Source organism: Amycolatopsis sp. NPDC051106 (genome assembly GCF_040682775.1).
GTDB lineage: Bacteria > Actinomycetota > Actinomycetes > Mycobacteriales > Pseudonocardiaceae > Amycolatopsis.
In genome coordinates this window covers 185,983-212,426 of sequence record NZ_JBFBBQ010000003.1, presented here as the reverse complement: position 1 = coordinate 212,426, position 26,444 = coordinate 185,983, and the positions used below count along the sequence as shown (strand labels likewise).

The following is a 26,444-nucleotide window of genomic DNA, read 5'->3' as shown; positions in this document are numbered from 1 at the left end:
GCCGGCGGTCAGCCGGCGACCGAGGCACCGCCGAGGGCAGCCGTGACGCTGCGAAGCGTGGCCGCGCGGATCGCCCGGCTGCGTTCGCCCGAGGGGAGCGCGCGGGCGATCGTCACGGCGCCCACGACCGAAGCCACCAGAGCCCACGCGGCCTCGGCCTGTTCCGCCGGGGATCCGGGCATGGCCGGGGTGAGCAGCTCGACCAGGGCCGCCATGCGACGCTCATAGGCTTCCCGGACCGCGTCGTTCGCGCGGGAGACGTCCGCGGTGAGCGCCGGCACGAGGCATCCGTCTGCCACGGCCGCGCAGTGCTCGTCGCTCAGGTAGAAGTGCAGGAACTCGGCGAGGCGGCGACGCCGCTCAGCCGGGTCCGGGTCATCGATCACCGCGAACTCGGCCCCGAGCTGCTCGGCCACCACCTGCTCGAGGAACGCCTCCTTGCTGCCGAAGTTCGAGTAGATGGCTCCGGACGTCACGTCCGCGGCTGCCGCGAGGCCGTCGACGCCGACGCCTCCGAAACCTTTCTCCTTCAGCGGGCGAGCCGCCGCGGCCAGGATCGCGGCGCGCGCCGTCTTCTTGTGGTCCTTCGGGTACCGCACGCCGGGTCCTCGCCTTCCGCCCTTGCCTTCGCGCTGGCGCCACCATACGATACCGATCGTTATATAGCGATCGTTATTCTATGGCGGATCGCTCCTCGGATCGTGAAGAGAAACGAGACACCCCCATGTCCACGAGCCACAACGAAGCCCCCACCCGCACGGTGGACGTCGACGGAACCGCTTTCGCCTACCGGGAAATCGGCACCGGATCGGATGTTCCGATCGTCCTGCTGCACCACTTCACGGCCGTTCTCGACGACTGGGACCCCGCCGTGGTCGACGGCCTGGCCGCGGAGCGCCGGGTCGTCCTGGTCGACCTGCGCGGCGTCGGCGCCACCGGCGGCAGCACACCCGACAGCGTCGAAGCGATGGCCGCGGACGCCATCGCCTTCATCCGCGCGCTCGGCCTGGTGACCGTCGACCTGCTGGGCTTCTCCCTCGGCGGCATGGTCGCGCAGGCGGTCGTCCAGCAGGAGCCGGACCTCGTCCGCCGCCTGATCCTGGCCGGTACGTCCCCCGCGGGCGACGCCGGACCGGCGAACGTCCTCCCTGTGCTGCAGGAAGCGATCGAGAAGGCGACCGCCGCCGGCAAGCACCCGAAGCACTTCCTGTTCTTCTCACCGACGGCGACCAGTCAAGCGGCCGCCGACGCGTTCCTCGGCCGCCTCGGGGAGCGCACTGCCGACCGCGTCCCCGCGGCCACCGACGAGACCATCGGTGCCCAGGTCACCGCGCTGGCCAAGTGGGAGCGCAGCAGCACACCGGCCGGCCTCGCGAACGTCTCGCAGCCCGTCTTGGTGGTCAACGGGGACAACGACGTCATGATCCCGACGATCAGCTCGTTCACCCTCGCCCGAGCGCTGCCGAACGCCCGGCTGAGCATCTACCCCGACTCCGGCCACGGCGCGCTCTTCCAGCACCACGAGCTGTTCGTCCGGCAGGCGCTGGACTTCCTCCGCGACTGACCGCCGGCTACTGCACCACGGGCAGAACGATGTTCGACGGGCGGGTTGCGGGCGAACCGCGGGAACACGCCGCCCGAGAGCTGCGGCCGGGTGCGGTGCCCGGCGTCGAACCGGTGTGCCGTGGGGTCGAGCGTCATCTCGATCCTGCGGACTTCGCCGGGCGTCGCACCCGCCCGGGACAGGACGCCCTCCGCCTCCAGTCAGCCGTGATCGTCCGCGAATAGCGAAGTCAGCAGGTGCCGCACGAACCAGTCGCGCGCCGCCTGCGAGGCCACGGCAAAACCCCGACCCGTGTAGGCGTCGAAATGACCACCCGGCAGGAAAACGACGTCCTTCGGTTCCGCCGCGCTGGAGTAGGCGACGGCGGCGAGGTTGCCGCCGGTCAGGCCGTCCTCGCTGCCGACGATCATCAACAGCGGCGTCGGCGTGACCTCCGGCAGGTACTTCGCCGGCTCGTAGCAGTAGTAGTTGTCCAGGCTGCGCAGCGTGACCTCGTTGGGCCACGCCGGATCGAGCTCGGCCCGCGCGTGGGTGAACCACTCGTGGGAGTCCCGCGTCGGCAGCCCGACCAGCCGGCCCGGGTCGGTCCCGACGACCGGGATGGTCGCGGCTGCCTCGCCCCGCGCGCGAGCCCGGCGGTCGGCCGTGAACACGTCCGGGCCGACGACCTGGTTGTCCACCCGCGCCAGGTTCGCGTAGGTCGCGCGGCCACTGACGAACGGCGCCTGCGTGACCACGGCCTTGACCCGCCGGTCCATCGCCGCGACGACGTAGGCGTGCGCACCCGAAAAACTCGTCCCCCACACACCGATGCGGTCGGGGTCCACTTCGGACCGGTTCTGGGCGTAGGTGATGGCGTGCCGGTAGTCGCCGACCTGAACCCACGGGTCGATCTCGTGCCGCGGCTGCCCCGGCGCCGCCTCGGAATCACCCCAGCCGCGGTTGTCGTACACCAGCACGGCCAGCCCGGCCGCGGCGAACACCTCCGCGAACCGATCGAGGTACATGCGCCTCGTGGAACTCCAGCCGTGGGCCATCACGACACACGGCGCCGGTCCGGCGGCCCCCTCGGCCTCGTAGAACCAGCCTCGCAGCAACGCTCCTTCGGCATCGAATTCGATGTCGTGACGCATCATTCCTCCTCGAAAACCCGCTGGCGGACCTGCTCGCCGACAAAGCCGGCTACGTCGTCGATCTCCCGGCCGCGGACGTCGTGGCCCAGCCCGGGATACACGTGGACCTCGGCGGTGGCGTGGCGAGCGAGCCACCGTTCGGTGCGCACGAGCGCGCCGGGCGGGATGACCCGGTCTTCCCGCCCGCGTCCCCAGTAGACGGGCGGACGGGTGACGCTCAGCGCCTCGTCGCCGGGCTGCTCGTCCCGCGCCACGAACCCGGCCAGGTTCACGCAGTAGGCGAACCGGTGCGGCGCCAACCGCATGAGCTGGTGGGCCATGGCGCCGCCCTGGGAAAAGCCGAGCAGCCCGATCGACGGCGCCTCGATCTTCTCCAGCCACGAGAGCACGTCCAGCGCCGCCGCGTTCGCCACCGCCGGCCGCGGATCACCGATCGGGTTGCCGGCGCTGGGAAACCACGCATACCCACCGGCTTCCGGGATCCGCGCCCGCACCGAGGCGACCACGACCTCGTCCGGCAAGTGCGGCGTGATCAGCCGGTGCAGATGCGTCTCGTCGTAGCTCCAGCCGTGCAGCATCACCAGCAGCGGCCGTGCCCCGCTGGCACGCTCCTCTTCGGACCACAGCACCGCCCCGCGGTCCATTCCCGGTTCCCGGTTCATTCTGCGGCGAGCTCGTTCAGCGGGTCGGTGTGCACGGGCGTCCAGCCCAGCTCCCGCTGCGCTTTGGCCGAGGTGAGCTGCTGGTCGAGGGCGAAGGCGTCGGCGATCGGGCCCATCTGCTCGCGGGCCTGCTCGAGGGTGAGGGAGACGGTCTTCCCGTCGAGCCCGGCGGCGCGGGCGCACGCCTCGGCGACCTCCTTGGCGGTCGGGTGGACCTCGCCCACGCCGAGGTACACCGAGCCCGCCGGAGCCGACAGCGCCGCCGCGTAGAGCCGGGCGAGGTCGTCGAGGTGGATCAGTGCCCAGTGGTTGCCGCCGTCGCCGATGTACGGGATCGCCCCGCTTTCCTTGCCGGGCTGGACGAAGAAGATGTCGATCAGGCGGTTGTCGCCGCCGTAGAGCAGGCCGGGCTGCACGATGACCGGCCTCCCGCCGCCGGCCGCCCGGGCCAGCACCGCGTCCTCGACGGCCCGGCGCCACGCCACGACGGCCGGCGGGTTCCACGCGGCCGTCTCGTCCTGCACTCCGTCGCTGTCGCCGTAGACCCAGCTGCCACCGGTGTGCACGTAGGTGCCGCCGCCGACGCCGTCCTGCATCGCGGTGGCGGCCGCCAGGTCCTCCTCACCGGTCGTGGCCTGCGCGAGGTGGATCACGGCCTCCGCCCGCGAGGCCGCGTGGTTGAGCACGCCGAGGTCGGTCAGGCCACCGCGGACGGCCGTCGCCCCGGCGGCGACCACGGCCGCCTCGGCACGCTCGTTGCGCGCGAGCGCCTCGACGGTGTGCCCGAGCCGCACCAGTTCGCCGATCGTCGCGCGGCCGATGTAGCCCGAGCCGCCCGTGAGGAAAATCTTCATCGCTGTCCCTTCAACCGGAATCCGTTCCTCCTCCACGGTGGCCCGGGCACCCGCTGTGCGTCCAAGACCCGTTTCGTGCGCTGTGATGCCCTGACGGCATCAACGACCTGCGATGATGGGTGACGAGAGCGGGAGGTGCGCCGACGTGGACTTCGACTTGCGGAAGCTGCGGTACTTCGTCGCGGTGGCCGAAGAGCTGCACTTCGGGCGGGCCGCCGCGCAGCTGCACATCGCCCAGCCGGCGTTGTCGCGCCAGATTCGCGCCCTCGAGGACGAGCTGAAGACGCTCCTGTTCGTCCGCGACCGCCGGACCACGGTCCTCACCGCGGCTGGTGAACAGCTCCTGGCCGACGCCCGGGACCTGCTGGCGGCGGCCGAAGCCGTGCACCGGAGGGTCACGGCCGCAGCGGAGGCGAAGGCAGTGCTCACGATCGGGTTCATGCCGGGCATCGTGGTCACCCCGGCGGTGCGGGTGCTGGCCCGGCAGCGGCCGGACGTCGGCGTCCGGTTGCTGCGCACGAGCTGGCACGACCAGGTGGAGGTCGTCCACGACGGCCGCGTGGACGTCAGCATCGTCCGGCTGCCGATCGACCAGCGCGGGCTGACCGTGCGGCCGCTGTTCACCGAACCCCGCGTCGTGGTGGTGCCCGCCGGGCACCGGCTGGCCGGGAAGGAGTCCGTGTCGGTCACCGAACTCGCCGACGAGCACCTGCTGCAGGACCCCGACGCCGTCCCGGAGTGGCGGGACATCGCGCTCGAATTGCGCAAGCCGGACCGCCCCGAGGTCCCGCGCATCCACAGTGTCGAAGAGAAACTGGAACTGGTGGCGGCCGGAGCGGGAATCAGCGTCATCCCGTTGTCGACGGCGACGTTCTACTCCCGCCCGGACGTCATCGGCATCCCGGTCGAGGACATCGGCCCGAACCAGGTTTGCCTGGCTTGGCTCACGACGCGCCGGTCACCCCTGATCGACGCCTTCCTCGACGCCGCGGCAAGCCTGGTGCCCTAGTCCTGCAAGCACGCCAGTCGGCTGCCGCGAACGCACCGCTCAACGCGGCGATGTCTGGCAGAGCAAGCCCAAGACACCCTCGTCGGAGGGCATCGTCGCCCTCGACCCGAACACGGTCTTGGTGCTGCGTGCCCACCTGGCCCGTCAGGACGAGCCAAGGCCTGCCTCGGCGACGACTGGGTGGAGCACTGCTTGCTCTTCACCGAGCCCGATGGCAGTCCTCTGCATCCCGCGGACGTGGCTGACGAGTTCGCCCGGCTGATCAAGCCGGCCGGGGCGATCCCGCGGAGGGTTTGCACCCGGATTGCGCTCTCGGGCTCCCCTCGGGCTCGCAGGAGACCACAAAGGACAGTGAGGAAGTGGACAAAGTGATTCCGGATAACACAAAACCCCAGGTTGAAGAGAACTTCAACCTGGGGAGTGGGTGTGCGCCATCAGGGACTCGAACCCCGAACCCGCTGGTTAAGAGCCAGCTGCTCTGCCAATTGAGCTAATGGCGCCGGTGTCTGCCGGAGGTTTCCCTCGGCGACGTGGAAAACATTAGCACCCGGTTCCGGGGCCTGTTTCAGGGGGGTCCCGTTAGCGAGTTGCGGTGTTGCCGCCCCGGTGTCGGGGCTGGTCGGGCACACTGTAGTCGGACATCGACGGCTAAACAGGCAGGTGGGCATGACGAGTGCGGGGGTGCGGCTGCTCGTGGCCGCTGGGGTGATCGGCCTCACGGTCGCCGGCTGTAGCAGTAACCCTTCGAGTGAACCGCCGAAGGAGACGGTGTCCTCGAGCGCTCCCAAGCCCGTGGCGAAGCCCGCCGTGCTCACGCTGAGCCCTGCGAAGGATGCCAAGGACGTCGCGCCCGGTGAGCCCGTGAGCGTCGTCGTCGCCGACGGGAAGGTCGGGGACGTCAAGCTGACCGGGGCCGACGGCAAGGTCGTCGCCGGGAAGGCGCGCGCCGACGGCTCCGGGTGGGACTCCGTCGAGCCGCTCGGTTACAACAAGACCTACACGCTGACCGCCGCCGCGACCGGCTCGGACGGCAAGCCGGTCAGCGCCACGTCGAGCTTCAGCACCGTCAGGCCCGCGCGGCAGCTCGGTGTCTCCGTCAACCTCGACGAGGGCGAGACCGTCGGCGTCGGGCTGCCGCTGATCTTCACCTTCACCGGCAGCGTCGCGGACAAGGCCGCCGCCGAGAAGGCGCTCAAGGTCACCGCCGAGCCCGCCACCGAGGGTGCCTTCCGCTGGTCCGGCGACAAGCAGGTGACCTGGCGGCCGAAGGACTACTGGAAGAGTGGCACCAAGATCAAGGTCGACGCCGCCGTCTACGGCAAGGCGCTCGGCAAGGGCAGCTACGGCCGCGAGGACAAGAAGATCACCGGCACGGTCGGAGACAAGCTCGTCGCGGTCGCCGACGGTCAGACCCACCAGATGACGGTCACCATCAACGACAAGGAGGTCAAGACCATGCCGACCTCCATGGGCAAGCCCGGCCACACCACCCCGGCCGGCACCTACACCGTCATGAGCGAGCACAACGGGTACACGATGAACTCCGCCACGTACGGCGTGCCCGAGGACTCGCCGGGTGGCTACAGCACCTTCGTTCAGTACGCGGTTCGCCTGTCCTACAGCGGCATCTTCTACCACTCCGCGCCGTGGTCGGTGCGGCAGCAGGGGCACAGCAACGTCAGCCACGGCTGCCTCAACCTGTCCACCGACAACACGAAGTGGCTGATGGACACGTCGAAAAAGGGTGACGTCGTCACGGTCCAGAACAGCGGCGGCCCGAAGCTCGAGCCGACCGACGGCTGGAGCGTCTGGCAGCTGTCCTGGGACGAGTGGCGGACCGCCGCGAACTAGCGGTCGTCGTACTCCTCGCGCGCCGCCGCGATCAGCGGCAGGTGCGTGATGCTCCACTCGATCAGCGGCGCGGTGGCCTCGCGCAGGGTCCGGCCCATCGTGGTCAGCTCGTAGCTGACGTGCGGCGGCATGACGGCGTGGACCGTGCGCGTCACTATCCCGTCGCGCTCGAGGTCGCGCAGGGTCACGGTGAGCATGCGCTGGCTGATCCCCTCGATGCTCCGCTTGAGCTCGGTGAAGCGCCGCGGCCCGTCCTTGAGCATCCGCACGACCAGCAGCGCCCACTTGTCCCCGACGATGCCGAGGACTTCGCGGGCCTGGCAGGGGTCCTGCACGGTTACCTCCTGAGAACCGGGGCACCATTTAGTGCCGTATTGCCCGGTGCGCGTCGAGTGGATCACGATGGTTCCGGTTACCGAATGGTACCGAGGAACCGAAGAGAACCGAGGCGTGCATGTCAACATTCCTGCTGGTCCACGGCGCTTGGCACAGCGGACGCTGCTGGGATCGGGTGGTCCCGCGCCTGGAATCCGCCGGACACCGGGTGCTCGCGCCGTCCCTGACCGGCTACGGCGACCAGGCCCACCTGCTGAGCCCGGAGGTCGGGCTCAGCACCCACGTCGACGACGTCGTCCGCCTGCTCGAGGACGAGCGCGACGTCGTGCTCGTCGGGCACAGCTACGCCGGGATGGTCATCTCGGGCGTCGCCAACGCCGTCCCGGAACGGATCGCCCGCCTGGTGTTCCTGGACGCGATGGTGCCCGAAGACGGCGAAACCGCAGCCGACGTCATGCCCATCACCAAGCAGCTCATCGACGCCGCGGTGGACGGCTGGCGGGTGCCGCCGCTGCCGGAGATGCCGCCGATGGGCCTGTTCGGGGTCACCGATCCCGACGACGCCGCCTGGCTGCGCTCGATGCTGTCCGACCAGCCGGTGCGCTGCCTCACGGAGCCGGTGCGGCTGGACAACCCGGCGGCGAAGGCGATCCCGCGCACGCACATCCACTGCGTGGGCGGACAACGTCCGGCGGGCATCACCCGGCGGCCGGTCCCGGCGGGTGAGCCGGTGCGCGAGCTGCCGACCGGGCACGACTGCATGATCACCATGCCCGCCGAGCTGACCGGGCTCCTGCTGGAGACGGTCTAGCCCTTCGCCGAGTCGCGGACGAGCTCCCGCGCCTCGGCTTCGGTCGCCACCGCGGGACCGGAGCCCCAGAGCGGCTTGTTCGCCGTCTCGCGGCTGAAGTAGACCGCGACGGCACCCACCGCGCCGGCGGCCATCATGTACCAGGCCGGCCAGAAGTCATGGCCGGTGGACGAAATCAGCGCCTGCATGACCAGCGGCGTCGTCCCGCCGAAGAGCGACACGGAGATGTTGAACGCGATGGACAGCGCGCCGTAGCGGATCGCGGTCGGGAACAGCGCCGGCAGCGCCGCGGGCATCGAGACCTCGAAGCAGAGCAGCAGCAGGCCGAGGCCCATGAGCCCGAGGAACGTCAGGATCAGGCCGCCGTCGTGCACCAGCAGCATCAGCGGCCAGGAGAGCACGACGAAACCGACGCAGCCGGCCATCATCACGGGCTTGCGGCCGACCTGGTCGGTGATCCGGCCGCCGACCAGGATGATCAGCATCATCACGACCATGACGACGATGATCAGCAGCAGGCCGTGGGTGGCGTCGAGGTGCAGCTGCTCGGACAGGTACGTCGGCATGTACGACAGGAGCATGTAGTCGGTGACGTTGAACACGAGCACCAGGCCGACGCAGATGAGCAGCGCGGGCCAGTAGTCGGTGAACATCTTCCAGAACGGCTCGCCGGAGCGGCCGCGCTTCTCGGCCTCTTCGGCGTGCTTCTGGAACGCGGGCGTCTCCTCGAGCTTGAGCCGCAGGTAGAGGCCGATGATGCCGAGCGGCCCGGCGACCAGGAACGGGATTCGCCAGCCCCAGTCGAGCAGCGTCTCGTGCGGGACCCAGGCCTTCATGCCGGTGACGACGGACGCGCCGAGCACGTACCCGGACAGCGTGCCGAACTCGAGCCAGGAACCCATGAAGCCACGGCGTTTGTCGGGGGAGTACTCGGCGATGAACGTCGTCGCGCCGCCGTACTCCCCGCCGGTGGAGAACCCCTGCACCATCCGCGCGAGGACGAGCAGGATGGGCGACCAGACGCCGATGGACGAGTAGGACGGGATCAGCCCGATGCACAGGGTCCCGATGGCCATCATGATCATGGTGACGGCGAGGACCTTCTGCCGCCCGATCCGGTCGCCGAGCGGCCCGAAGACGAGCCCGCCGAGTGGTCGCATGAGGAAGGCGGCGGTGAAGGCCCCGAAGGTCCCGATCAGCCGGACTCCGGGGGAGACCGTGGGCGGGAAGAAGACCTCGGCGATGGTGTCGGCGATGTAGGCGTAGACGCCGAAGTCGAACCACTCCATGGCGTTGCCGAGGGCGGCGGCTCCCACCGCCCGCTTGAGAAGCGACCGGTCGACGACGGTGATGTCCTCGTACCGCAGCTTCTTCTTCCGCCTGATCTTCGGTCCTGAACGTGCCACCACCCCACGGTGCACCGGCGATCGGACGTTCGCACGCTGAGCCATCCGGTCGTGAGGGTTGCCACGAACAGCGCAACGCAACGACGCGTGATGGGGGTCCGGGGGCGAGCCCCCGGCGGGGGTGTGGGGGTTCGACCCCACAAAAAGGCGAAACCCCGACCATGGGGAGGGCCCGCGAGGGCCCGACCACGTCGGGGTGTTGGGGTGAGCGACGGGTTTCGAACCCGCGACCTCCTGGACCACAACCAGGTGCTCTACCAGCTGAGCTACGCCCACCATCAGCGAGGGAACCGCGTGCGATCACCTCGATGGCAGTAATCGTAGCGGGTGTCTTCAAGCGGATTGCAGGGGGTTACCTCTGCAACCGTTCCTGCACTTCAGCGGCCGCCGCCTTGGCTTCGTCGCTGGTCGGGCCGGGCTGCGGGACGAAGGCGACGCGCCGGTAGTAGTCGAGCTCGCCGACGGATTCCTTGATGTCCGCCAGTGCCCGGTGCGCGAGGCCCTTCTCCGGCTTGGCGTAGTAGATCCGCGGGTACCAGCGGCGGACGAGTTCCTTGACGGAGGAGACGTCGACCAGGCGGTAGTGGAGGTGGGCGTCGAGCGCCGGCATGTCGCGCGCGATGAAGCCGCGGTCGGTGGCGATCGAGTTGCCGGCGAGCGGCGCGGTGCCGGCTTCCGGGACGTGCTCGCGGATGTACTCGAGGACGCGGCGTTCGGCTTCTTCGAGGGTGACGCTGGAGGCGCGGACCTCTTCGGTGAGGCCGGAGTGGGCGTGCATCTCGCGGACGACGTCGGGCATCCCGGCGAGTTTTTCCTCGTCGGCGTGGATGACGATGTCGACTCCTTCGCCGAGCACGTTCAGCTCCGCGTCGGTGACGAGGGCGGCGATTTCGATCAACGCTTCCTTGCCGAGGTCGAGCCCCGTCATTTCGCAGTCGATCCAGACTAGGCGGTCGGTCACCCGGTGACCCTAACCCGACACGGGGACGGGAAGGGCGTTACCTGCGCGTACGGCGCGTTACGCTCCGAGATGTGGTGCAGGCCACACGATCGGGGAGGTGCGAGTGACCGGGCAGGAGTCGCCGGCGAGCGAGATCGCCGCTGGTTATGCGAGTGAGGGGGCCGCGCTGGAGCTGGGCGCGGTGGTGATCGACGGGAAGGCGGACGCCACGGCCGCGGTGCGCCTGCCACTGGCGACGCTGAACCGGCACGGCCTGGTGGCGGGCGCGACCGGGACGGGCAAGACGAAGACGCTGCAGCTCGTCGCGGAGCAGCTGTCGGCCGCCGGGGTGCCGGTGGTGCTCGCGGACGTGAAGGGCGACCTGTCCGGGCTGGCCGCGGCCGGCGAGGCGAACGACAAGGTCGCGAAGCGCTCTCAGGAACTGGGTGACGACTGGGCCGGCACGGCGTTCCCCGTGCAGTTCCTGTCGCTGGGCACCGGCGGGAAGGGCTCGCCGATCCGGGCGACGATCACGAGCTTCGGGCCGGTGCTGCTGTCGAAGGTGCTCGGGCTCAACGAGACGCAGGAGTCGACGCTCGGGCTGATCTTCCACTGGGCGGACCAGCGCGGCCTCGCGTTGCTGGACACGAAGGACCTCCGGTCGGTGATCACGCACCTCACCGGCGACGAAGGCAAGGAAGACCTCAAGGGCATCGGCGGGGTGTCGGCGGCGACGGCCGGGGTGATCCTGCGCGCGCTGTCCAACCTGGAGGCCCAGGGCGGCGAGGACTTCTTCGGCGAGCCGGAGCTCGATGTCCACGACCTGATGCGGCAGAACGACGGCAAGGGCGTCATCACGCTGCTGGAGCTGGACAACCTCCAGGCGAAACCGGCGCTGTTCTCGACGTTCCTGATGTGGCTGCTGGCCGAGCTGTTCGAGGAGTTGCCGGAGGAAGGCGATCTCGAGCAGCCGAAACTCGTCTTCTTCTTCGACGAGGCGCACCTGCTGTTCAACGACGCGTCGAAGGCGTTCCTGGAGCGCATCGAGCAGACCGTGAAGCTTATCCGATCGAAGGGTGTCGGCGTGTTCTTCTGCACGCAGCTGCCCACGGACATCCCGAACAACGTCCTTTCGCAGCTGGGCGCCCGGATCCAGCACGCCCTGCGGGCGTTCACGCCGGACGACCAGGCGGCGCTGGCCAAGACGGTCAAGACCTACCCGAAGACGAAGTTCTACGAGCTCGACACGGCGTTGACGTCGCTGGGCATCGGCGAGGCGATCGTCACGGTGCTGTCGGAGCGGGGCGCGCCGACGCCGGTGGCGTGGACGCGGCTGCGGGCGCCGCGCTCGAAGATGGGCTCGATCGGCCCCGAAGCCGTCGCCGCCGCGGTCGCTTCGTCGGACTTGCACGCGAAGTACGCCGAGACGATCGACCGGGAGTCCGCGTACGAGAAGCTGGCCGCGAAGATCCCGCCGGCTCCCGCTCCGGACGCTCCGCCCGCCGAGGCCCCTCCGGTTCCCGAGAAGGAGAAGGACGAGCCGGGGTTCCTCGAGTCCGCGATGAAGAACCCGGCCGTGAAGTCGTTCATGCGGTCTGCGGCGAGCGCGCTGGGCCGGGAGATCACGCGTGGGCTGTTCGGCAACCGGAAGCGGTGAGGAATACCTGACGCGAACTGTCAGGTATGGCTGCCAAGCTGGGCTCACCTTCGAGACAGGGGAAACCAGCCATGACCAGCACTGCCACCGCGTCTTTCGTCCTCGACGAGTGGGCACCGCAGGCGACCGACGAGGCCGCGGGGACCGAGTTCTCCCGGGTGGCGATCGCCAAGACGTTCACCGGAGCGGTCGAAGGCACCAGCACCGTCGAGATGCTGACGGCGTCCAACGCGACTTCGCGCGCGTACGTCGCCTTCGAGCGTCTCGCCGTCTCGGTCGACGGCCGCAAGGGCGCCTTCGTCCTGCACCACTCGGCCGACGAGTCCGGCCTGACGCTCAAGATCCTCACCGGCTCGGGCTCGGGCGAGCTGACCGGGATCTCCGGCACGGCGAACATCGAGATGGACGCCGAGCAGAACCACACCCTGGTCCTCACCTACGACCTGTAAACAACGCGAAGGCCGTTTCGAGAGCCCCCGATTGACTCTCGAAACGGCCTTCGCTGTCCCCGCTCCCCGAAAGCGGGTGGAACGGACCGCCCCGACACGGCCCGTCCGCGTCCTAACTGTTCACGATCTGGTCGACGATCTTCTTGGCGTCGTTGATCGGGATGGCGAAGCCGATCCCGACGCTGCCGGCCGAGCCGTTGGCCGAGGCCGTCGGGCTGTAGAGCGCCGAGTTGATGCCGATGACGTTGCCCTGGGCGTCGACCAGCGCGCCGCCGGAGTTGCCCTGGTTGATGGCGGCGTCCGTCTGGATCGCGGTGTAGCTGGGCGAGTCCTGAGTCTGGTTCGAAGTCCGGTTGAACGGCGACTGCTGCTGCTCCTGGCCCTGCCCGATGTCGGACAGGTTCCGGTTGAGCGCGCTGACGATGCCGGTGGTGACGGTGTTCTGCAGCCCGCCCGGCGAGCCGATCGCGATGACTTCCTGCCCGACGATCAGCTTGCTCGAGTCGCCCAGCGTCGCCGCCGTCAGGCCGCCGGCGTTCTGGGCCTGGACCACCGCGATGTCGGCCTTGGTGTCCGCGCCGACCACGCTGGCCTGGTACTTCTTGCCGTCGGACGTGGTGATGACGACGTTCTGGGCGCCGTCGACGACGTGAGCGTTGGTCAGGATCCGGCCGTCCGAAGTGAGGATGACGCCGGAGCCGATGGCCTCGCCCTGCCCGGTGGTGACGTTGATCTGCACCACGCTCGGCGTCACCTTCGCCGCGACGCCGCTGACGTCGCCGGAGGCCGGGTTCGAGACCGTCTGGCCCGTGGCCGCCGGCGTGCTCACCGACGTCGTCGTGCCGTCCGCCGAGTTCGTGGTGAGCCCGACGATCGCGGCGCCGCCGACCAGCGCGGCGCCGAGGGCCGTCGCGCTGACGATCATCGCGACGCGGCCGCCTCTGCGCGGCTTGGCCTTCAGCGCCGTGGGCATCTGCTGCGGCGGCGGTTGCGGCGTGAACAGAGGGTTCGGCGCGGCCTGGTGCTGGTAGCCGTACTGCTGCTGCGCGTACGGCCCGTACTGCTGGGTGCTCTGGTGCGGCTGGTGCCCACCGGGTGAGGCGGGGCCGGGCCGACTCTCGTTCTCGGTCATGACTCAAGATTCGCGCCCGTGCTTGTGAGCAGCCTGTGGAAATACCTCAGGCTTTGCTGAGAAGAATCAGCTGAGAAAACTCAGGCGGTCCTCAGGCGTCACGCGAAGAACGACGGTACGTCCAGTGCGCCTCCCGCCGCCTCGAACTCGTCGTGGACCGCCTTCCGCAGCTCGGCGTCCCCCAGGTAGTCGGCGGCGGTGAGGGCCAAGCCCAGCGCGCCGTCCCGGACTCCGGCGTCGCCCGTCTCCGACCCGGCCGCGGCCGCGAACTCCTTGGTGTGCAACGCGACCGTCGGGCCCGAGACGGCGAGCATCGGGTGCAGCGCGGGCATCCGGTACGACAGGTTGCCCAGGTCCGTCGATCCCGTGAGCGACTCCGGGACGATGCCCGGCGGCAGCGGGGTGCGGCCGGTGCCGAGCTGGTTGGCCGTCCACCGCCCGGCGAGCGCGGTGTTGAACCGGATCGGCAGGTAGGCGGCCTGGGCGTCCCAGGTCAGCTCGACGCCGCAGCCGGTCATCGTCGCCGCGCCCTCCGCGATGGACGTCATGCGGGCGGCGAGGTCGCGCAGGGTTTCGGGGTTCTGGGAGCGCAGGTAGAACAGCAGCGCGGCCCGGGCCGGGATGACGTTCGGCCGGGCGCCGCCGTCGGTGAAGACGCCGTGGACGCGGTCGCTCTGCGGGAGCTGCTGGCGCAGCGCCGAGACGCCCTGGTAGGCCGCGACGGCGGCGTCGAGCGCGTTGCGGCCCATGAAGGGCTGGGCCGAGGCGTGCGCGCCGACGCCGTGGAAGACCATTTCGAGCTGACGGCGGCCGAGGAACGGGTGCAGCGCGATGTCGTGGCTGAACGGGTGCAGCATGATCACCGCGTCGACGTCGTCGAACACCCCGGCGCGGGCGAGGATCTCCTTGCCGCCACCGCCTTCCTCGGCCGGCGTGCCGATCAGGCTGACGCGGCCGCCGAGCCGCTCGGCCACGGTCGCGGCGCCGAGGAAGCCGCCCGCGGCGGTCGTGCAGATGATGTTGTGGCCGCACGCGTGGCCGAGGCCGGGAAGGGCGTCGTACTCGGCGAGCACGGCGATGTGCGGGCCGTCTCGTTCAGGCGTGCTGACGCGCAGCGCGGTGTCGAGCCCGCCGACGCCGATGGTCGCTTCGTGGCCATGGCGTTTCAGGAGGCCGGCCAGCGCTCGCACCGAACGGTGCTCGGCGAACCCCTCTTCGGGGTGGGCGTGGAGATCTTGGCTCAACGCCACCAGATCGGGTGAACTGCGTTCGACCGCGGCGGTCACTTCGGCCCGCGTCGCCTCGTCCGCGCCGGTGTGCGGCGAGGACAGCGGTTCGGCGGCCGCGACGGCGTCGGCGGTGGCCTCGACCAGGGAACGCAGGTAGCTGTCGTCGGGCGGGACGGGCTCGTGGTGGGTCATGGGGCGATGCTAACCGCAGGCTCCGACAATCCGCGGCGCTCAGGTCAGCCGGCCCGCCACGATCTGCGTGACCCCGGCGTACCGCTCGGTGATCCCGGCGAAGCCGCGGGCGCGCAGGCTCGCCGCGATCTCGCCGCGGTCGAACATCCGCTGCCCGCTCAGGATCCCGCCGACGGACTCCGCCGCCCGCGCGGGTTGCCAGCCTCGTCGGGCGCTCGTCAGCAGCACGATCCGGCCGCCGGGTTTCAGGACGCGCGCGAACGAGTCCAACGCCGTTTCGGGCTCGGCGAACATGTGGAGGGCGGCGAAGCAGCAGAGGCCGTCCACAGTGGACTCTTTTAGCGGGAGGCGCACGGCGTCGGCGCGCAGGTAGGCGACGGACGCCGGGCCGGCCTCGGCGACGGCTTTGGTGAGCATCGTCCGCGCGCCGTCGAGGCCGATGGCGAGCCCGGCCGGGCCGACGGCCGTGCCGAACGCGCGCGTGAACCGGCCGGTGCCGCAGGCGACGTCGAGCGCGGTGTCTCCGGGGCGCAGGCCCAGGAGCTTCGTCGCGAGTTCGACTTCGCCCGTCATGCTCGGGCCGAACGGGCCTTTGAGTGCGCGGCCGAGGGTGGGACGCCAGTACCGCTCGTAGATCCGCGGGAGGAGGGTGGTGCGCATCAGGCGCTGGGTGAGGCCGGTCGGCGGGCCGGCCTGGCTGACGGCGCCCAGCAGGTCGAGGTAGCCGTCCTCGATCTTCGCGGGCGTGTCCAGGAGGTCTTCCAGGCGTTCGGTGGCGGTCTCGGTCGGCATTGCGCTCCTCTCGGATACCGCCAGTATGTCAAAGCTGAGGCGCTCGAACGAGTGAAGAAGTCGCGGGCTCAGGCGTTCGAGGCCGAAATTGTCGGTGCTCGTGCCTAGCGTCGCAGGCGAGGTTCCGATCCGAGGAGGACTGATGACGATTTCCCTGCTGAACAACGAGATCACGGTGCACGGCGAGTTCGACCTGGCCGCGGCGGCCCGGTTCCTGACCGGCTTCGCGCCGGCCGGCCGGCCGGACGCCGAGCCCGGCGCGCTCCGGGTGGCGTTCCCGCTCGAGGGCGAGTGGACCCCGGTGGGAGCGGTGCTGCGGCAGAGATCGCCCGGCGAGGTCGTGGTGGAGGTACACGGGTCGCCCGCGCGGCCGGACGCGGTGCTGACCCAGGCGGGGCGCATGTGCTCGCTGGACGTCGACGGCACCGGGTTCGCCGACGTCGGCGGCCGCGACCCGGTGGTGTCCCTGGTGCAGGGGATGCATCCGGGGTTGCGGCCGGTCCTGTTCGCGTCCCCGTACGAGGCGGCGTGCTGGGCGGTGCTGAGCCACCGGATCTGGATGACGCAGGCGGTCCGGCTGCGCCGCCGGCTGGCCGAGCGCCACGGCACGGAGGTCGACGTCGGCGGCAGCCTGCTGACGTTGTTCCCGGCGCCGGCGGTGCTGGCGAAACTGGAGTACCTGCCGGGCCTGTCGGGCCCGAAGATGCAGCGCCTGCGCGGAATCGCCGAGGCAGCGGCGGACGGCCTGCTCGACGCGGCGACGCTGCGGGCGATGCCGGCCGACGAGGCGCTGAAACAGCTGCAGCGCCTGCCGGGGATCGGCCGCTTCAGCGCGGAGCTGATCCTGATCCGCGGTGCCGGCCACCCGGACGTGTTCCCCCGCGCGGAGACCCGCCTCCACGAAATCATGCGCGACGCGTACCACCTGCCGGACGCGGGAGTGGACGAGCTGACGGAGATCGCCGAGGCGTGGGCACCGTTCCGGAGCTGGGTGTCGTTCCTGTTCCGCGTGGAAGGGGAGGCGCGGATGAGGGAGTCCCGGTGACCTGACCCGGCGGCCCGGCCAAGCCCCGGTCTCGAGTTCTGGCCCGGATCACGCGAGTTCCGGCTCCAGTCACGCGAGTCTCGGCCTGGATCATGCGAGTTCCGGCTTCAGTCACGCGAGGCTCGGCCTGGATTATGCGAGTTCTGGCTTCAAGCACGCGAGCCACGGCCTCGGTCACGCGAGTCTCGGCTTTGGCTACGCGAATCACGGTTTCAGTCACGTGAGGCCGGCGCACCTCGCCGGAAGCCGATGCCCTCCGTCGGCGCACCTCGCCGGAAGCCGATGCCCTCCGTCGGCGCGGCTGCCGACCTGCCCGGGCGCCCGGCCGGACGTTCACCGCGAGCCCGCGATCGGCGCCCCACCTCCACCACGACGAAAGGAGATCGCATCGATCCGATACCGGAGCCGCCGAAACCTCCAGCGGCGGGGACTCACCGTAGCCAGATATCGCCTGTGGTGAGGTGTCCGGGTGAGCTCGCCCGTTCAACTCGCCCTCGGCAGTCAGGCCGGTGCCGCCCTTCGTGCGGCCGCCACCACGCCGTCGCTGCTCGATGAGGCCCAGGCCCCGGCGGTGATCACCCTGGTCGCCGGTGGGGTGGCGCTGCTGGTGGTGCTCGTCGGCGGCAGCCCGTGGCGGCTGGCGCGCAACGGCGTCACCATCGTGCACGAGGCTGGGCACGCCCTGGCCGCGGTGCTGGTCGGGCGGCGTCTGCAGGGCATCAAGCTGCACTCGGACACCTCGGGCGTCACCGTCTCGCGCGGCAAGCCCGAAGGGCCGGGCATGGCCTTCACCGCGATGGCCGGGTACCTGGCGCCGTCGGTGCTCGGGCTGCTGTTCGCCAGCCTGCTGGGCGCCGACCTGGCCGGCACGGTCCTCGTGCTGATCGCGCTGTTGCTGCTCGGCGTGCTGGTGATGGTCCGCAACGCCTACGGGGTGTTCACCGTCGTCGCCAGCGCCGTCGTGCTGGCCCTGGTCGCGTTCGTCGCGCCGGTCGAGGTGCAGGCTCCGTTCAGCTACCTCGTGACGTGGTTCCTGCTGTTCGGGGGCGTGCGGCCGGTGGTCGAGCTGCAGGTCAAGCGGCGGCGGGGCCGCGCCCGCGACTCCGACGCCGACCAGCTGGGCCGGCTCACCGCGGTGCCGCCGGTGCTGTGGGTGCTGGTCTTCGCCGTGGCGACGATCAGCTGCCTGATCGCCGGTGGGCTGTACCTGCTGGAGCCCGTGGCCGCCTAGCCACGCCCATGCGGCAAACTGGTCTCTCGCTGGTCCGCGCGGAGGGAGACGAACGATGGACGAGGTCGCCAAGGCCGTGGAGGAGTGCGCACGGGCGGCGAAGCTGGCCGCGCCGTCGCTCGCCGCCGCTTCCGCCGAGGCCGTCGACGCCGCGCTGACCGGGATGGCCGAAAGGCTGCTCGCGCACCGCGACGAGATCCTGGAGGCGAACCAGGCCGACGTCGAGCGCGCCAAGGGCGAGGGGATGAGCGCCGGTCTGCTCGACCGGCTCACCATCACCCCCGAGCGGCTGACCGGCATGGCCGAGCAGCTGCGGCTGCTCGCCGGCGCTCCGCACCAGGAGCGTTCGGTCGACGTGTCCACCCTGGACGGCGGCCTGAAGCTGGTCGAGCGGCGACGCCCGGTCGGCGTGATCGGCGCGAACTACGAGGCGCGGCCGAACGTGACCGTCGACGTGGCGTCGCAGCTGGTCAAGTCGCGCAACGGCGGCGTGCTGCGCACCGGCTCGGCCGCGCTCGGCTCGGCGCAGCGGCTGCGCGAGGTCGTCATCGCCCCGGCGCTGACCGAGGCCGGCATCGACGCCGACTGCGTGCAGCTCGTGCCGCGGGTGGAGCGCGAGGCGGCGTCCGCGCTGGTGCGGCTGCCGAACCTGGTGCCGCTCGTGATCCTGCGCGGCAGCGGCGACAGCACCCGGGCGCTGGCCACCGAGGCGGCCGTCCACGGCGTGCGCACGCTGGCCCACGCGGACGGCGGCGGCGTCCTGTACGTCGACCGCGGGGCGGACGTCACCAAGGCGCGTGACCTCGTCTACGCGAGCCTCGACCGGCTGGGCGTCTGCAACCGGCTGAACCTGCTGCTCATCCACGAGGGCATCCACGACGACGTCTGGCCGGGCATCTCCGAGGCGCTGGCCGAGCGGGGCGTCACGCCTTCGCTGGCGCCGCACGAGCACGCCATCGGCTACGAGTGGGCGCTGGACTCCGACCGCGAGGCGACCGTCACGGTGGCCAAGGTCGGCGCGCTCGCCGACGCGGTGGAGATCGCCAACGAGCAGACGTCGGGCCTGGCGGCGGGCATCGCCACCGACGACGCGGCGGCCGCCGACGCCTTCTTCGACGGCTACACCGGCACCGGCGTCTTCTGGAACGCCCCGACCCGCCTCCTCGACGGCTTCAAGCTGCTCGCGGTCCCGGAAACCGGCATCAACCTGGACAAGGTCCCGGGCCCGCGCGGCCCGGTGACGTACACGGACCTCTACGTCCGCCAGTACGCCGTCTTGCCCGCCTGACCGGTCTGGTGGTGGGCGCGGAGCCCGCGGGCCGGTGCGATGCCGGACAGGGTGCGCAGGTCGTCGACCGTGTGGGCCGCGTTGACCACGAGTCCGGTGCGGTCGTCCTGGTCGAGCACGTGGCGGTAGATGGCGCTCGGGCCGTCGCCGATCGCGATGGCCGCGACCAGCCGGCCCTCCGGGTCGCGCGTGAGCCCGGTCGTCACCGGGACGTCGCGCCCGAGGGTGTCGACCAGGGTGAGCGTCCGTTCCTTGTACCAGCCTCGCGTGGTCATGCACTCGTAGACGTCGCGATCGCCGGGCGCGTTACGGGGCGGGCATACTGGGCCGGGTGATCACCCGGCCGCACGTCCTGCTGTCCGCCGCGCAGTCGCTCGACGGCTTCCTCGACGACACCTCACCCGAGCGGCTCGTACTGTCCACTGAGGACGACTTCGCGGTCGTGGACCGGTTGCGGGCCGAGGCCGACGCCATCCTCGTCGGGGCCGGAACAGTCCGGGCCGACAACCCGCGGCTGCTCGTGCGCTCGCCCGAGCTGCGGCGGAAGCGGCTGGAACAGGGGAAGCCCGAGCAACCCGTCAAGGTCACCGTGACCACCCGAGGCCTCGATCCGGACGCGCAGTTCTTCACCGTCGGGGACACCGAGAAGATCGTCTACGCACCGCCCGGGGCCGCCGACGCGCTGAAGCACGTCGCGACCGTCGTCGATGCCGGAAATCCGTCCGACTTCTCGCGCGTCCTCGACGACCTCGGGGCGCGCGGCATCGGGAACCTGCTGGTCGAGGGCGGTGGCGGGATCCACACCCGGTTCCTCACCGAAGGCCTCGCCGACGAGCTGCGGCTCGCGATCGCGCCGTTCTTCGTCGGGCAGCCCGGGGCGCCGCGGTTCGTCGGGCCCGGGCTCTACCCGCGCCCGCTGATCCTGAGCGGCGTCGAAGAGCTCCAAGGGATGGCGATCCTCCGGTACCGGGCCGCGGCCGAGCCGACCGGCTGGGACGTCCGGCGCCTGCGGGAAGCCATCGCGCTCGCCGCCGAGTGCCCGCCGAGCCACACCTTCCGGGTCGGGGCCGTCATCACCGACGCCGACGGCGAGGTCGTCGCCACCGGGCATTCCGGCGAGGGCGACCCCCTGAACCACGCCGAGGAAGCCGCGCTCGCCAAGTGCGCCGGCGACCCGCGCCTGGCTGGCGCCACGATCTACAGCTCGCTGGAGCCGTGCAGCAACCGCAGCTCCCACCCGCGCAGCTGCACCGAGCTGATCCTCGACGCGGGGATCCCGCGGGTCGTCTTCGCGTGGCGCGAGCCATCCGTCTTCGTCGACGCCCGGGGCACCGAGCTGCTGCGGGAAGCCGGGCGGCACGTCGTCGAGGTGCCCGCGCTGACCCCGGAGGTCCAGCGCGAGAACACCCACCTCGACTGGAAGTAGCCCGTGCTGGCCGGAACCCGCACGGGCTGGACGGCTCAGCAGGCGCCGTTGTCGGTCCAGACGCCCCACTCGCCGGTGGTGCCGGGCTCCTCGCCCTGCGTCCACCACTTCGCGGTGAACTTGTGGCTGTTGTGCGAGACGACGTCGTCCTTCACGTAGACCTTCGCCTTGTCCCACGCCGCCGCGGTGCAGGAGCCGCCGCCCGGGGTGGTCGGGGTCGTGGTGGTCGGCGGGGTCGGCGTCGTCTGGGGCGGGGTCGCGCCGGCGAACCGGACGCTGAACTTCGTGAAGTCCCAGTCGTTCTGAGGGACGTTGCTGCAGACGCCGTTGTCCGTCGTGCCGACGCACGCGCGGTCGCGGTTGACCGACCAGAACGTGAAGCGGCCGAGGCCGTGGCTGGTCGCGTAGTCGTAGACCGTCTGGAAGTCGGCGGTGTAGAACATCTCGGCCGCGTCCGACTTGCCGTTCATGCCGGAGAAGCCTTCGTGCGAGTACGCGGTCGCGCTGTCCCAGCCCATGTGCGACATGAGCAGGCCGTGCAGTGCTTCCAGCGCGGACACCTGCGACGAGCCGCCGTTGAAGCCGCCGTCGAACGGCATGATCGAGAAGTTGTCGGGCGTGAAGCCGATCGACTTCGCCTGGTCGAGCAGCTGCGTGCCGAACCAGCCGGTGCCGGCCGCGGTGCCCGGCATGGTCACCGACACGAACAGGCCGGGGTTGTTGGCCTGCAACGTCTTCGCCGCGCCGAGCTCGTTGGCGATGGCCGCGGTGTTCTCGTACTCGGGCTCTTCGAGGTCGAAGTCGATCGCCTTGAGCGAATACTTGGTGATGACCTGCTGGTACGCGGCGGCGGTCGCGGCTACGGTGCCGCAGGTCTGGCCGAGCTTCGTGCCGCCGTAGCCGCCGACGGACACCGAAACGTCGCCGCCGTTGCCCCGGATCCGGGAGATCACGTTCGAGACGGTGGTGTCGGAGGAGACGGCGTTGGTGCCGTCCCAGGTCGGGCTGCAGCCGCCGCCGTTGGGCGCCAGGATGAACGCGAGCTGGAAGGCCTTGAGCCCGGTCGCGTTCATCACGGTGATCGGATCGGGTGGGTTGTTGCTCACGGGCATCAGATACGGCGCGGCGGCGTACCAGCTGGTGCTCAGCGCCGCTGTCGCGGAGGGCGCGCCGATCACGAGGCTCACCGCGGTACCGATGAAGGTGGCGGCGGCGAGCCCGATGGCGGCCAGTCTGCTTCTGCGCATGATCCGTCCTCCCGGTGGGGTTCGAGGGTGGACAAACTATTGGACTAGACCATTGACGAAGTCAAGACGCGAAGGTCGGGTAGGGGTGTTCGGCGGGCGAAAAGCGCCCGAATATCCGATATTCGTCCGGGAATGGCGCCGCCCGGGTGAGGCCGCAACGGACCGAACCGGCGAAGTGAGCGGGAGAGTAAGGCGGCGCCCACTCACCCGCGCGCCGGATCGTAGTTCGGCGCCAAGACGGGCAAACGGCGGCGGAGAAACGGGCAAGCGGCGCGGACAGCGCCGGAGTGGTGCGAGCTCTCAAGCCCGCGGGGCGAGGCGGGTGAGTGGGCGCGGTGGTGGAGGTGATTCGAGCTCGCAGGCTCGCCGGGCGGGTGAGTGGGCGCGGCAGTGCGAAGTGATGCGAGCTGGCAGGCTCGCGGGGCGAGGCGGGAGAAGTGTCACGGCAGTGCCAGAGCGATGCCCACTCTCAGGCTTTCAATCTCTCGGCGGGCGGCCCCGACGCACGCCCTGCTGCCATCGCCGCGCGACTCAGCGACCCTCAAGGCGCCGGCAGGGTCACCACCACGACCAGGCCGCCCTCCTCCCGCGCCGTCGCCGTCACCTCGCCGCCGTGGGCGTGGGCCACCGAGCGGACGATCGACAGCCCCAGCCCCGCTCCCTCGGCCGCCACCCGGGCGCGCCGGTGGAACGGGTCGAACAGCGCCGGCACCTCCTCCGGCGGGATCACCGGCCCGCTGTTGGCCACCTCCAGCTCCGCCCGGCCCGGCGACGACCGGGTCGTCACGCGCACCCAGCCGCCTGCCACGTTGTGGCGCAGCGCGTTCTCCACCAGGTTGTGCGCCAGGCGCTCCAGCATCAGCGCGTCGCCCAGCGCCGTCGCCTCGGCCAGGTCCTCCGTCACCCCCGGCGGGACCACGTGTGCCACCACCGCCGCCAGATCCACCGGGCAGCGCTCGGTCAGGGCGCTCTCCGACCGGGCCAGCAGCAGCAACCCGCTGATCAGCTTCTCGTGCCGCGCGTTGATCCGCAGCAGCTTGCCGCCGAGCTGCCGGACGTCGTCGGACGCCGTGCGGCGGTGCATCGCCACCTCGACCAGTGAGCGGTTCAGCGTCAGCGGCGTGCGCAGCTCGTGCGACGCGTTCGCGACGAACCGGCGTTGCGCGTCGAACGACCGGTCGAGCCGCTCGACCATCACGTCGAACGCGTCGGCGAGGTTCTTCACCTCGTCATCGGGGCCGCGCAACGCGATCCGCTCGTGCCCGCCCGGGTCGGCCGCCGCCGCGATGCGGCGCGCCGTGTCCGTCACCTGCCGCAACGGCGCCAGCGCGCGGCCCGCCACCAGCCAGCCCAGCCCGGCCGCCAGCACTGCCACCGCGCCGAGCGCGATCGCGCCCTGCGTCAGCAACGACGTCGCCGCCGCTTCGCGCACCTGCCGCGCCTGCTCGTCGAGCGACTCCGGTGACGGCAGCGAAGGCAGCCCGGCCGGCGCGGTGCCCGCGATGAACGTGACCCGCCGCCCGACCTGCCGCGTGAACAACAGGTACGTGACGCCCAGCAGCGCCCCGCCCGCCAGCAGGAACAGGCCGCCGTAGAGCACGGTCAGCCGCAGCCGGAGGCTCATCGGAGCCGGTAGCCGACCCCGGTGACCGTCTCCACCGGTGGCGGGTCACCGAGCTTGCGGCGCAGCTTGAGGATCGTGAGCCGGACCGCGCCGGTGAACGGGTCCGCGTGCTCGTCCCACGCCTTCTCCAGCAGGTGTTCCGCGGACACGGCGGCGCCGTCCGCGCGCAGCAGCTCGGCCAGCACCGCGAACTCCTTTTTGGACAGCGGCAGGTAGCGCCCGTCGCGGAACACCTCGTGCCGCGCCGGGTCCAGCGTGATGCCGCCGCGGCGCAGGATCGGCGGCGCGGCCGGCCGGCAGCGCCGCCCCAGCGACTGGATGCGCGCGGCCAGTTCGGGGAACGCGAACGGCTTGGTCAGGTAGTCGTCGGCGCCGAGGGACAGCCCGGCGACGCGGTCGGTGACCTCGACCGCCGCGGTGAGCATCAGCACCCGCGTCGCCGCCCCGGACGCCACCACCCGCCGGCAGACGTCGTCGCCGTGCACGACCGGCAGGTCCCGGTCGAGCACGACGACGTCGTAGTCGTGGACGGCGATCCGGTCGAGCGCGGCGCCGCCGTCGTGGGCGATGTCGACCGCGTGCGACTCGTCACGCAGCCACTCCGCGATCGCGTCCGCGAGCATCGGCTCGTCCTCCACCACCAGGACCCGCATGCCGCCATGATCGCCGCGCCGGTGTTTCCTCGCCGTTAGCGGCACTGGTAGAGCGCGTCCGCGCCGCCGATCCGCACCGGGCCGTCGCTCCGTCCGGGTCCGGGCCGGCCGCCGTACGCGCCCGGGTCGACGACCGTGCAGTGCCGCTCGATCCAGCGTTGGCGGTCGCCCTGGACCGGACTCCGCGGCGGCCCGGGCGGGGTGCCCGCGCCGCTCAGCACGAACCGGAGCTTGCCCTCGGCGAGCCAGCGGTCGAGCTGCGCGACCGACGGCGCGTCGTCGCGGCCGCCGAAGCCGCCCATCCCGATCACGGTCGCGTCCGACTCGATGAGGAACGGCGCGACCGTGCCCGCTTCGGCGTTCACCGCCAGGGTGATTTCGGTGCCGTTCCGGTGGGCGTAGTCGAGGATGCGTCGTTGCTCGTCCGACAGCGTGGCGGTGCCGTCTCCGCCGGAGAGCATCAGCCGGGGCTGCGGCCCGCCGGGTGACTGCGGCGGCGGCGCACCGGGACCACTGGAAGGTCCGGCGGCGGGCAGCGTCCCGGCCGACGTGCTCTGCGCGGCGGCGACCGACCACACCGCCGGCGTCAGCAACAGCGGCACCAGGGCGGCGACGAAGGCGCGTCGCCGAGGCGTCACCACCAGCCAGGCGACCGCGACCAGCGCCGTGCCGACCACCGCCCACCGCGTCCAGCCGTGGAACGTCGTGTCCCGCGAGGTGACGACGAACGCCCAAGCCGCGCTGCCCGCGACGGCCAGGGGGAGCAGGGTCCGCCGGTGGTTGCGCCACAGCAGCGCGAGCCCGGCGGCCGAAATCGCGGCGATCGCGGGGGCCATCGCCGTCGTGTAGTACGGGTGCCAGATGCCGCCGGCGAAGCTGAAGACCACGGTCGTCACCAGCAGCCAGCCGCCCCAGAGCAGCCAGCCGGCGTCGCGCCACCGGCGTCCGATGACGACCAGGACAAGCAGGGACAGCGGCAGCAGCCACGAGATCTGCCCGCCGACCAGGTCGTTGAACATCCGGCCCGGCCCCGGGTCGCCGCCGAACGAGCTCATGGTCTGCTGCCCGTTGCGCATGATCATCATGCCGCCGCCCTCGCCGTCGCCGGAAAGGCGGCCGAAGCCGTTGTAGCCGAAGACGAGGTCCCACGCGGAGCCGTCGGCGCTGCCGCCCACGTACGGCTTGGCGCCGGGCCACCAGTCGTGGAGCGCGATCCACCAGAACGACGAAACGCCCAGGACAACGCCGGCGCCGAGGACGTCCAGCAGCCGGCGCTTGAGCGGCCCGGTCGTGCCGGCGAGGTAGGCGACGACCAGGGCGGGCACGATGATCCAGGCCTGCAGCATCTTCGTCAGGAAACCGCAGCCGACGAAGAAAGCACACCACCACAGCCATTTCCGGCCGTCTTCGAGCGAGCGGGTGAGCGCGTACGCGGCGGCGACCAGGAACAGGACGAGCAGCGTGTCGGGGTTGTTGCCGCGGTCCATGATCACGGTGACCGGCGTCAGCGCCAGGATCGCCGCGGCCAGGAGGGCGACGTTCTCGCCGGCCCACAACCGGACGGTGCGGTGGAGCAGGAAGACCGCCGCGACGCCCTCGAGGACCTGCGGCAGCAGCAAAGCCCAGCCGTGGAAGCCGAAGATCCACACGGAGAGCGCCTGCGGCCACAGGGCCATCGGCGGTTTGTCGACCGTGACGACGCCGTAAGAGTCGAAGGAGCCGAAGAGGAAGTTCGTGAAGCTGCTCGTCATCGACTTCGCGGCGGCCGAGTAGTAAGTGTTGCCGAGCTGGCCGTCGCCGATCTTCCCGGCGTAGAGCACGGCGGCGCCGAGGCAGATGAGCGGAAGCGCCCAGGAGCGGGTCTTCGGAGGGGCGGCGGTGATCATGCCCGCCACCCAACTCCGGCCCGCGTT

Annotated in this window: 26 protein-coding genes and 2 tRNA genes; 10 read left to right on the top strand and 18 right to left on the bottom strand. The window is 71.0% G+C overall.

The features are described 5' to 3' along the window. Nucleotides 1-8 precede the first annotated feature (8 nt). On the bottom strand, nucleotides 9-599 hold the full coding sequence (locus AB0M83_RS04270; RefSeq protein ID WP_364512238.1) for a TetR/AcrR family transcriptional regulator: 591 nt from the start codon (nucleotides 597-599) through the stop codon (nucleotides 9-11). Nucleotides 600-724: 125 nt separating this feature from the next. Here AB0M83_RS04270 and AB0M83_RS04265 point away from each other — a divergent pair, with 125 nt between their 5' ends. Then, on the top strand, nucleotides 725-1,564 hold the full coding sequence (locus AB0M83_RS04265; RefSeq protein ID WP_364512235.1) for an alpha/beta hydrolase: 840 nt from the start codon (nucleotides 725-727) through the stop codon (nucleotides 1,562-1,564). Here the strand turns inward: AB0M83_RS04265 and AB0M83_RS04260 are convergent. Genes AB0M83_RS04260 through AB0M83_RS04245 form a run of 4 tightly spaced genes read right to left on the bottom strand, consistent with a single transcriptional unit; the run spans nucleotide 1,483 to nucleotide 4,213 of the window. Next, entirely contained in the window at nucleotides 1,483-1,764 is a 282-nt protein-coding gene (locus AB0M83_RS04260) for a CocE/NonD family hydrolase C-terminal non-catalytic domain-containing protein (RefSeq protein ID WP_364512369.1), read from the bottom strand. The genes AB0M83_RS04265 and AB0M83_RS04260 overlap by 82 nt on opposite strands. Further along, on the bottom strand, nucleotides 1,765-2,697 hold the full coding sequence (locus tag AB0M83_RS04255; protein WP_364512233.1) for an alpha/beta fold hydrolase: 933 nt from the start codon (nucleotides 2,695-2,697) through the stop codon (nucleotides 1,765-1,767). It lies immediately after the preceding gene. Continuing rightward, a complete protein-coding gene (locus AB0M83_RS04250; RefSeq protein ID WP_364512230.1) occupies nucleotides 2,697-3,359 on the bottom strand; it encodes a dienelactone hydrolase family protein in 663 nt (220 codons plus the stop codon). Before AB0M83_RS04250 ends, AB0M83_RS04255 begins: the two co-directional genes overlap by 1 nt. Beyond that, nucleotides 3,356-4,213: an NAD-dependent epimerase/dehydratase family protein gene (locus AB0M83_RS04245; RefSeq protein ID WP_364512229.1), complete on the bottom strand. Its 858-nt coding sequence runs from the start codon at nucleotides 4,211-4,213 to the stop codon at nucleotides 3,356-3,358. Before AB0M83_RS04245 ends, AB0M83_RS04250 begins: the two co-directional genes overlap by 4 nt. Before the next feature lie 145 nt (nucleotides 4,214-4,358). Here AB0M83_RS04245 and AB0M83_RS04240 point away from each other — a divergent pair, with 145 nt between their 5' ends. Next, nucleotides 4,359-5,222, top strand: a complete 864-nt coding sequence (locus AB0M83_RS04240) for a LysR substrate-binding domain-containing protein (RefSeq protein WP_364512226.1) — start codon at nucleotides 4,359-4,361, stop codon at nucleotides 5,220-5,222. A 427-nt stretch (nucleotides 5,223-5,649) separates the two neighbouring features. Here AB0M83_RS04240 and AB0M83_RS04235 read toward each other — a convergent pair. Further along, nucleotides 5,650-5,722, bottom strand: a tRNA-Lys gene (locus AB0M83_RS04235). A gap of 166 nt (nucleotides 5,723-5,888) precedes the next feature. Here AB0M83_RS04235 and AB0M83_RS04230 point away from each other — a divergent pair. Beyond that, nucleotides 5,889-7,073 carry an Ig-like domain-containing protein gene (locus AB0M83_RS04230; protein WP_364512223.1) on the top strand — a complete coding sequence of 395 codons (1,185 nt, stop codon included), beginning with the start codon at nucleotides 5,889-5,891 and terminating at the stop codon, nucleotides 7,071-7,073. On the opposite strand, the gene AB0M83_RS04225 is transcribed toward AB0M83_RS04230, so the two are convergent. Then, a complete protein-coding gene (locus AB0M83_RS04225) occupies nucleotides 7,070-7,408 on the bottom strand; it encodes a helix-turn-helix domain-containing protein (protein WP_364512220.1) in 339 nt (112 codons plus the stop codon). The two genes, AB0M83_RS04230 and AB0M83_RS04225, sit on opposite strands and share 4 nt — an antisense overlap. 119 nt (nucleotides 7,409-7,527) lie before the next feature. On the opposite strand from AB0M83_RS04225, the gene AB0M83_RS04220 reads away from it, so the two are divergent. Then, nucleotides 7,528-8,220 carry an alpha/beta fold hydrolase gene (locus AB0M83_RS04220; protein ID WP_364512217.1) on the top strand — a complete coding sequence of 231 codons (693 nt, stop codon included), beginning with the start codon at nucleotides 7,528-7,530 and terminating at the stop codon, nucleotides 8,218-8,220. On the opposite strand, the gene proP is transcribed toward AB0M83_RS04220, so the two are convergent. The 3 genes from proP to orn form a co-directional block, all read right to left on the bottom strand. Next, nucleotides 8,217-9,671, bottom strand: a complete 1,455-nt coding sequence (proP, locus tag AB0M83_RS04215) for a glycine betaine/L-proline transporter ProP (RefSeq protein ID WP_364512215.1) — start codon at nucleotides 9,669-9,671, stop codon at nucleotides 8,217-8,219. The two genes, AB0M83_RS04220 and proP, sit on opposite strands and share 4 nt — an antisense overlap. A gap of 155 nt (nucleotides 9,672-9,826) precedes the next feature. Continuing rightward, nucleotides 9,827-9,902: transfer RNA gene (locus AB0M83_RS04210), tRNA-His, on the bottom strand. Between the two features lie 76 nt (nucleotides 9,903-9,978). Beyond that, nucleotides 9,979-10,587: an oligoribonuclease gene (orn, locus tag AB0M83_RS04205; RefSeq protein ID WP_364512212.1), complete on the bottom strand. Its 609-nt coding sequence runs from the start codon at nucleotides 10,585-10,587 to the stop codon at nucleotides 9,979-9,981. A gap of 103 nt (nucleotides 10,588-10,690) precedes the next feature. On the opposite strand from orn, the gene AB0M83_RS04200 reads away from it, so the two are divergent. Together AB0M83_RS04200 and AB0M83_RS04195 are read left to right on the top strand one after the other, a co-directional pair. Continuing rightward, nucleotides 10,691-12,223: a helicase HerA-like domain-containing protein gene (locus AB0M83_RS04200; protein WP_364512209.1), complete on the top strand. Its 1,533-nt coding sequence runs from the start codon at nucleotides 10,691-10,693 to the stop codon at nucleotides 12,221-12,223. A 71-nt stretch (nucleotides 12,224-12,294) separates the two neighbouring features. Then, nucleotides 12,295-12,672: a DUF3224 domain-containing protein gene (locus tag AB0M83_RS04195; RefSeq protein ID WP_364512206.1), complete on the top strand. Its 378-nt coding sequence runs from the start codon at nucleotides 12,295-12,297 to the stop codon at nucleotides 12,670-12,672. A 112-nt stretch (nucleotides 12,673-12,784) separates the two neighbouring features. Here the strand turns inward: AB0M83_RS04195 and AB0M83_RS04190 are convergent, their stop codons facing one another. From AB0M83_RS04190 to AB0M83_RS04180, 3 genes are all read right to left on the bottom strand, one after another. Next, nucleotides 12,785-13,804 carry a trypsin-like peptidase domain-containing protein gene (locus AB0M83_RS04190; RefSeq protein ID WP_364512203.1) on the bottom strand — a complete coding sequence of 340 codons (1,020 nt, stop codon included), beginning with the start codon at nucleotides 13,802-13,804 and terminating at the stop codon, nucleotides 12,785-12,787. A 98-nt stretch (nucleotides 13,805-13,902) separates the two neighbouring features. Next, complete coding sequence (locus AB0M83_RS04185; RefSeq protein WP_364512200.1) at nucleotides 13,903-15,225, bottom strand: M20 family metallopeptidase; 1,323 nt, start codon at nucleotides 15,223-15,225, stop codon at nucleotides 13,903-13,905. Between the two features lie 39 nt (nucleotides 15,226-15,264). Next, on the bottom strand, nucleotides 15,265-16,017 hold the full coding sequence (locus AB0M83_RS04180; protein ID WP_364512197.1) for a methyltransferase domain-containing protein: 753 nt from the start codon (nucleotides 16,015-16,017) through the stop codon (nucleotides 15,265-15,267). Between the two features lie 142 nt (nucleotides 16,018-16,159). Between AB0M83_RS04180 and AB0M83_RS04175 the strand changes: the two genes are divergently transcribed. The 3 genes from AB0M83_RS04175 to AB0M83_RS04165 all read left to right on the top strand — a co-directional run bounded on the left by AB0M83_RS04175 (nucleotide 16,160) and on the right by AB0M83_RS04165 (nucleotide 19,581). Continuing rightward, entirely contained in the window at nucleotides 16,160-17,062 is a 903-nt protein-coding gene (locus AB0M83_RS04175; protein ID WP_364512194.1) for a DNA-3-methyladenine glycosylase 2 family protein, read from the top strand. A gap of 469 nt (nucleotides 17,063-17,531) precedes the next feature. Beyond that, entirely contained in the window at nucleotides 17,532-18,293 is a 762-nt protein-coding gene (locus AB0M83_RS04170) for a M50 family metallopeptidase (RefSeq protein WP_364512191.1), read from the top strand. Between the two features lie 55 nt (nucleotides 18,294-18,348). Continuing rightward, nucleotides 18,349-19,581: an aldehyde dehydrogenase family protein gene (locus AB0M83_RS04165; RefSeq protein ID WP_364512188.1), complete on the top strand. Its 1,233-nt coding sequence runs from the start codon at nucleotides 18,349-18,351 to the stop codon at nucleotides 19,579-19,581. Here the strand turns inward: AB0M83_RS04165 and AB0M83_RS04160 are convergent. Next, nucleotides 19,548-19,856 (bottom strand): hypothetical protein, encoded by a 309-nt coding sequence (locus tag AB0M83_RS04160; RefSeq protein ID WP_364512185.1) that lies wholly within the window; start codon nucleotides 19,854-19,856, stop codon nucleotides 19,548-19,550. The two genes, AB0M83_RS04165 and AB0M83_RS04160, sit on opposite strands and share 34 nt — an antisense overlap. A 56-nt stretch (nucleotides 19,857-19,912) precedes the next feature. Between AB0M83_RS04160 and AB0M83_RS04155 the strand changes: the two genes are divergently transcribed. Next, nucleotides 19,913-21,007: a dihydrofolate reductase family protein gene (locus AB0M83_RS04155; RefSeq protein WP_364512182.1), complete on the top strand. Its 1,095-nt coding sequence runs from the start codon at nucleotides 19,913-19,915 to the stop codon at nucleotides 21,005-21,007. Between the two features lie 35 nt (nucleotides 21,008-21,042). On the opposite strand, the gene AB0M83_RS04150 is transcribed toward AB0M83_RS04155, so the two are convergent. From AB0M83_RS04150 to AB0M83_RS04135, 4 genes are all read right to left on the bottom strand, one after another. Further along, entirely contained in the window at nucleotides 21,043-22,254 is a 1,212-nt protein-coding gene (locus AB0M83_RS04150) for a chitinase (RefSeq protein WP_364512179.1), read from the bottom strand. Between the two features lie 541 nt (nucleotides 22,255-22,795). Next, complete coding sequence (locus AB0M83_RS04145) at nucleotides 22,796-23,878, bottom strand: HAMP domain-containing sensor histidine kinase (protein WP_364512177.1); 1,083 nt, start codon at nucleotides 23,876-23,878, stop codon at nucleotides 22,796-22,798. Beyond that, nucleotides 23,875-24,531, bottom strand: coding sequence for a response regulator transcription factor (locus AB0M83_RS04140; RefSeq protein ID WP_364512174.1), 657 nt, complete (start codon nucleotides 24,529-24,531; stop codon nucleotides 23,875-23,877). The genes AB0M83_RS04145 and AB0M83_RS04140 overlap by 4 nt, the downstream gene beginning before the upstream one ends. 35 nt (nucleotides 24,532-24,566) lie before the next feature. Next, complete coding sequence (locus tag AB0M83_RS04135; protein ID WP_364512171.1) at nucleotides 24,567-26,417, bottom strand: glycosyltransferase family 39 protein; 1,851 nt, start codon at nucleotides 26,415-26,417, stop codon at nucleotides 24,567-24,569. Nucleotides 26,418-26,444 lie beyond the last annotated feature (27 nt).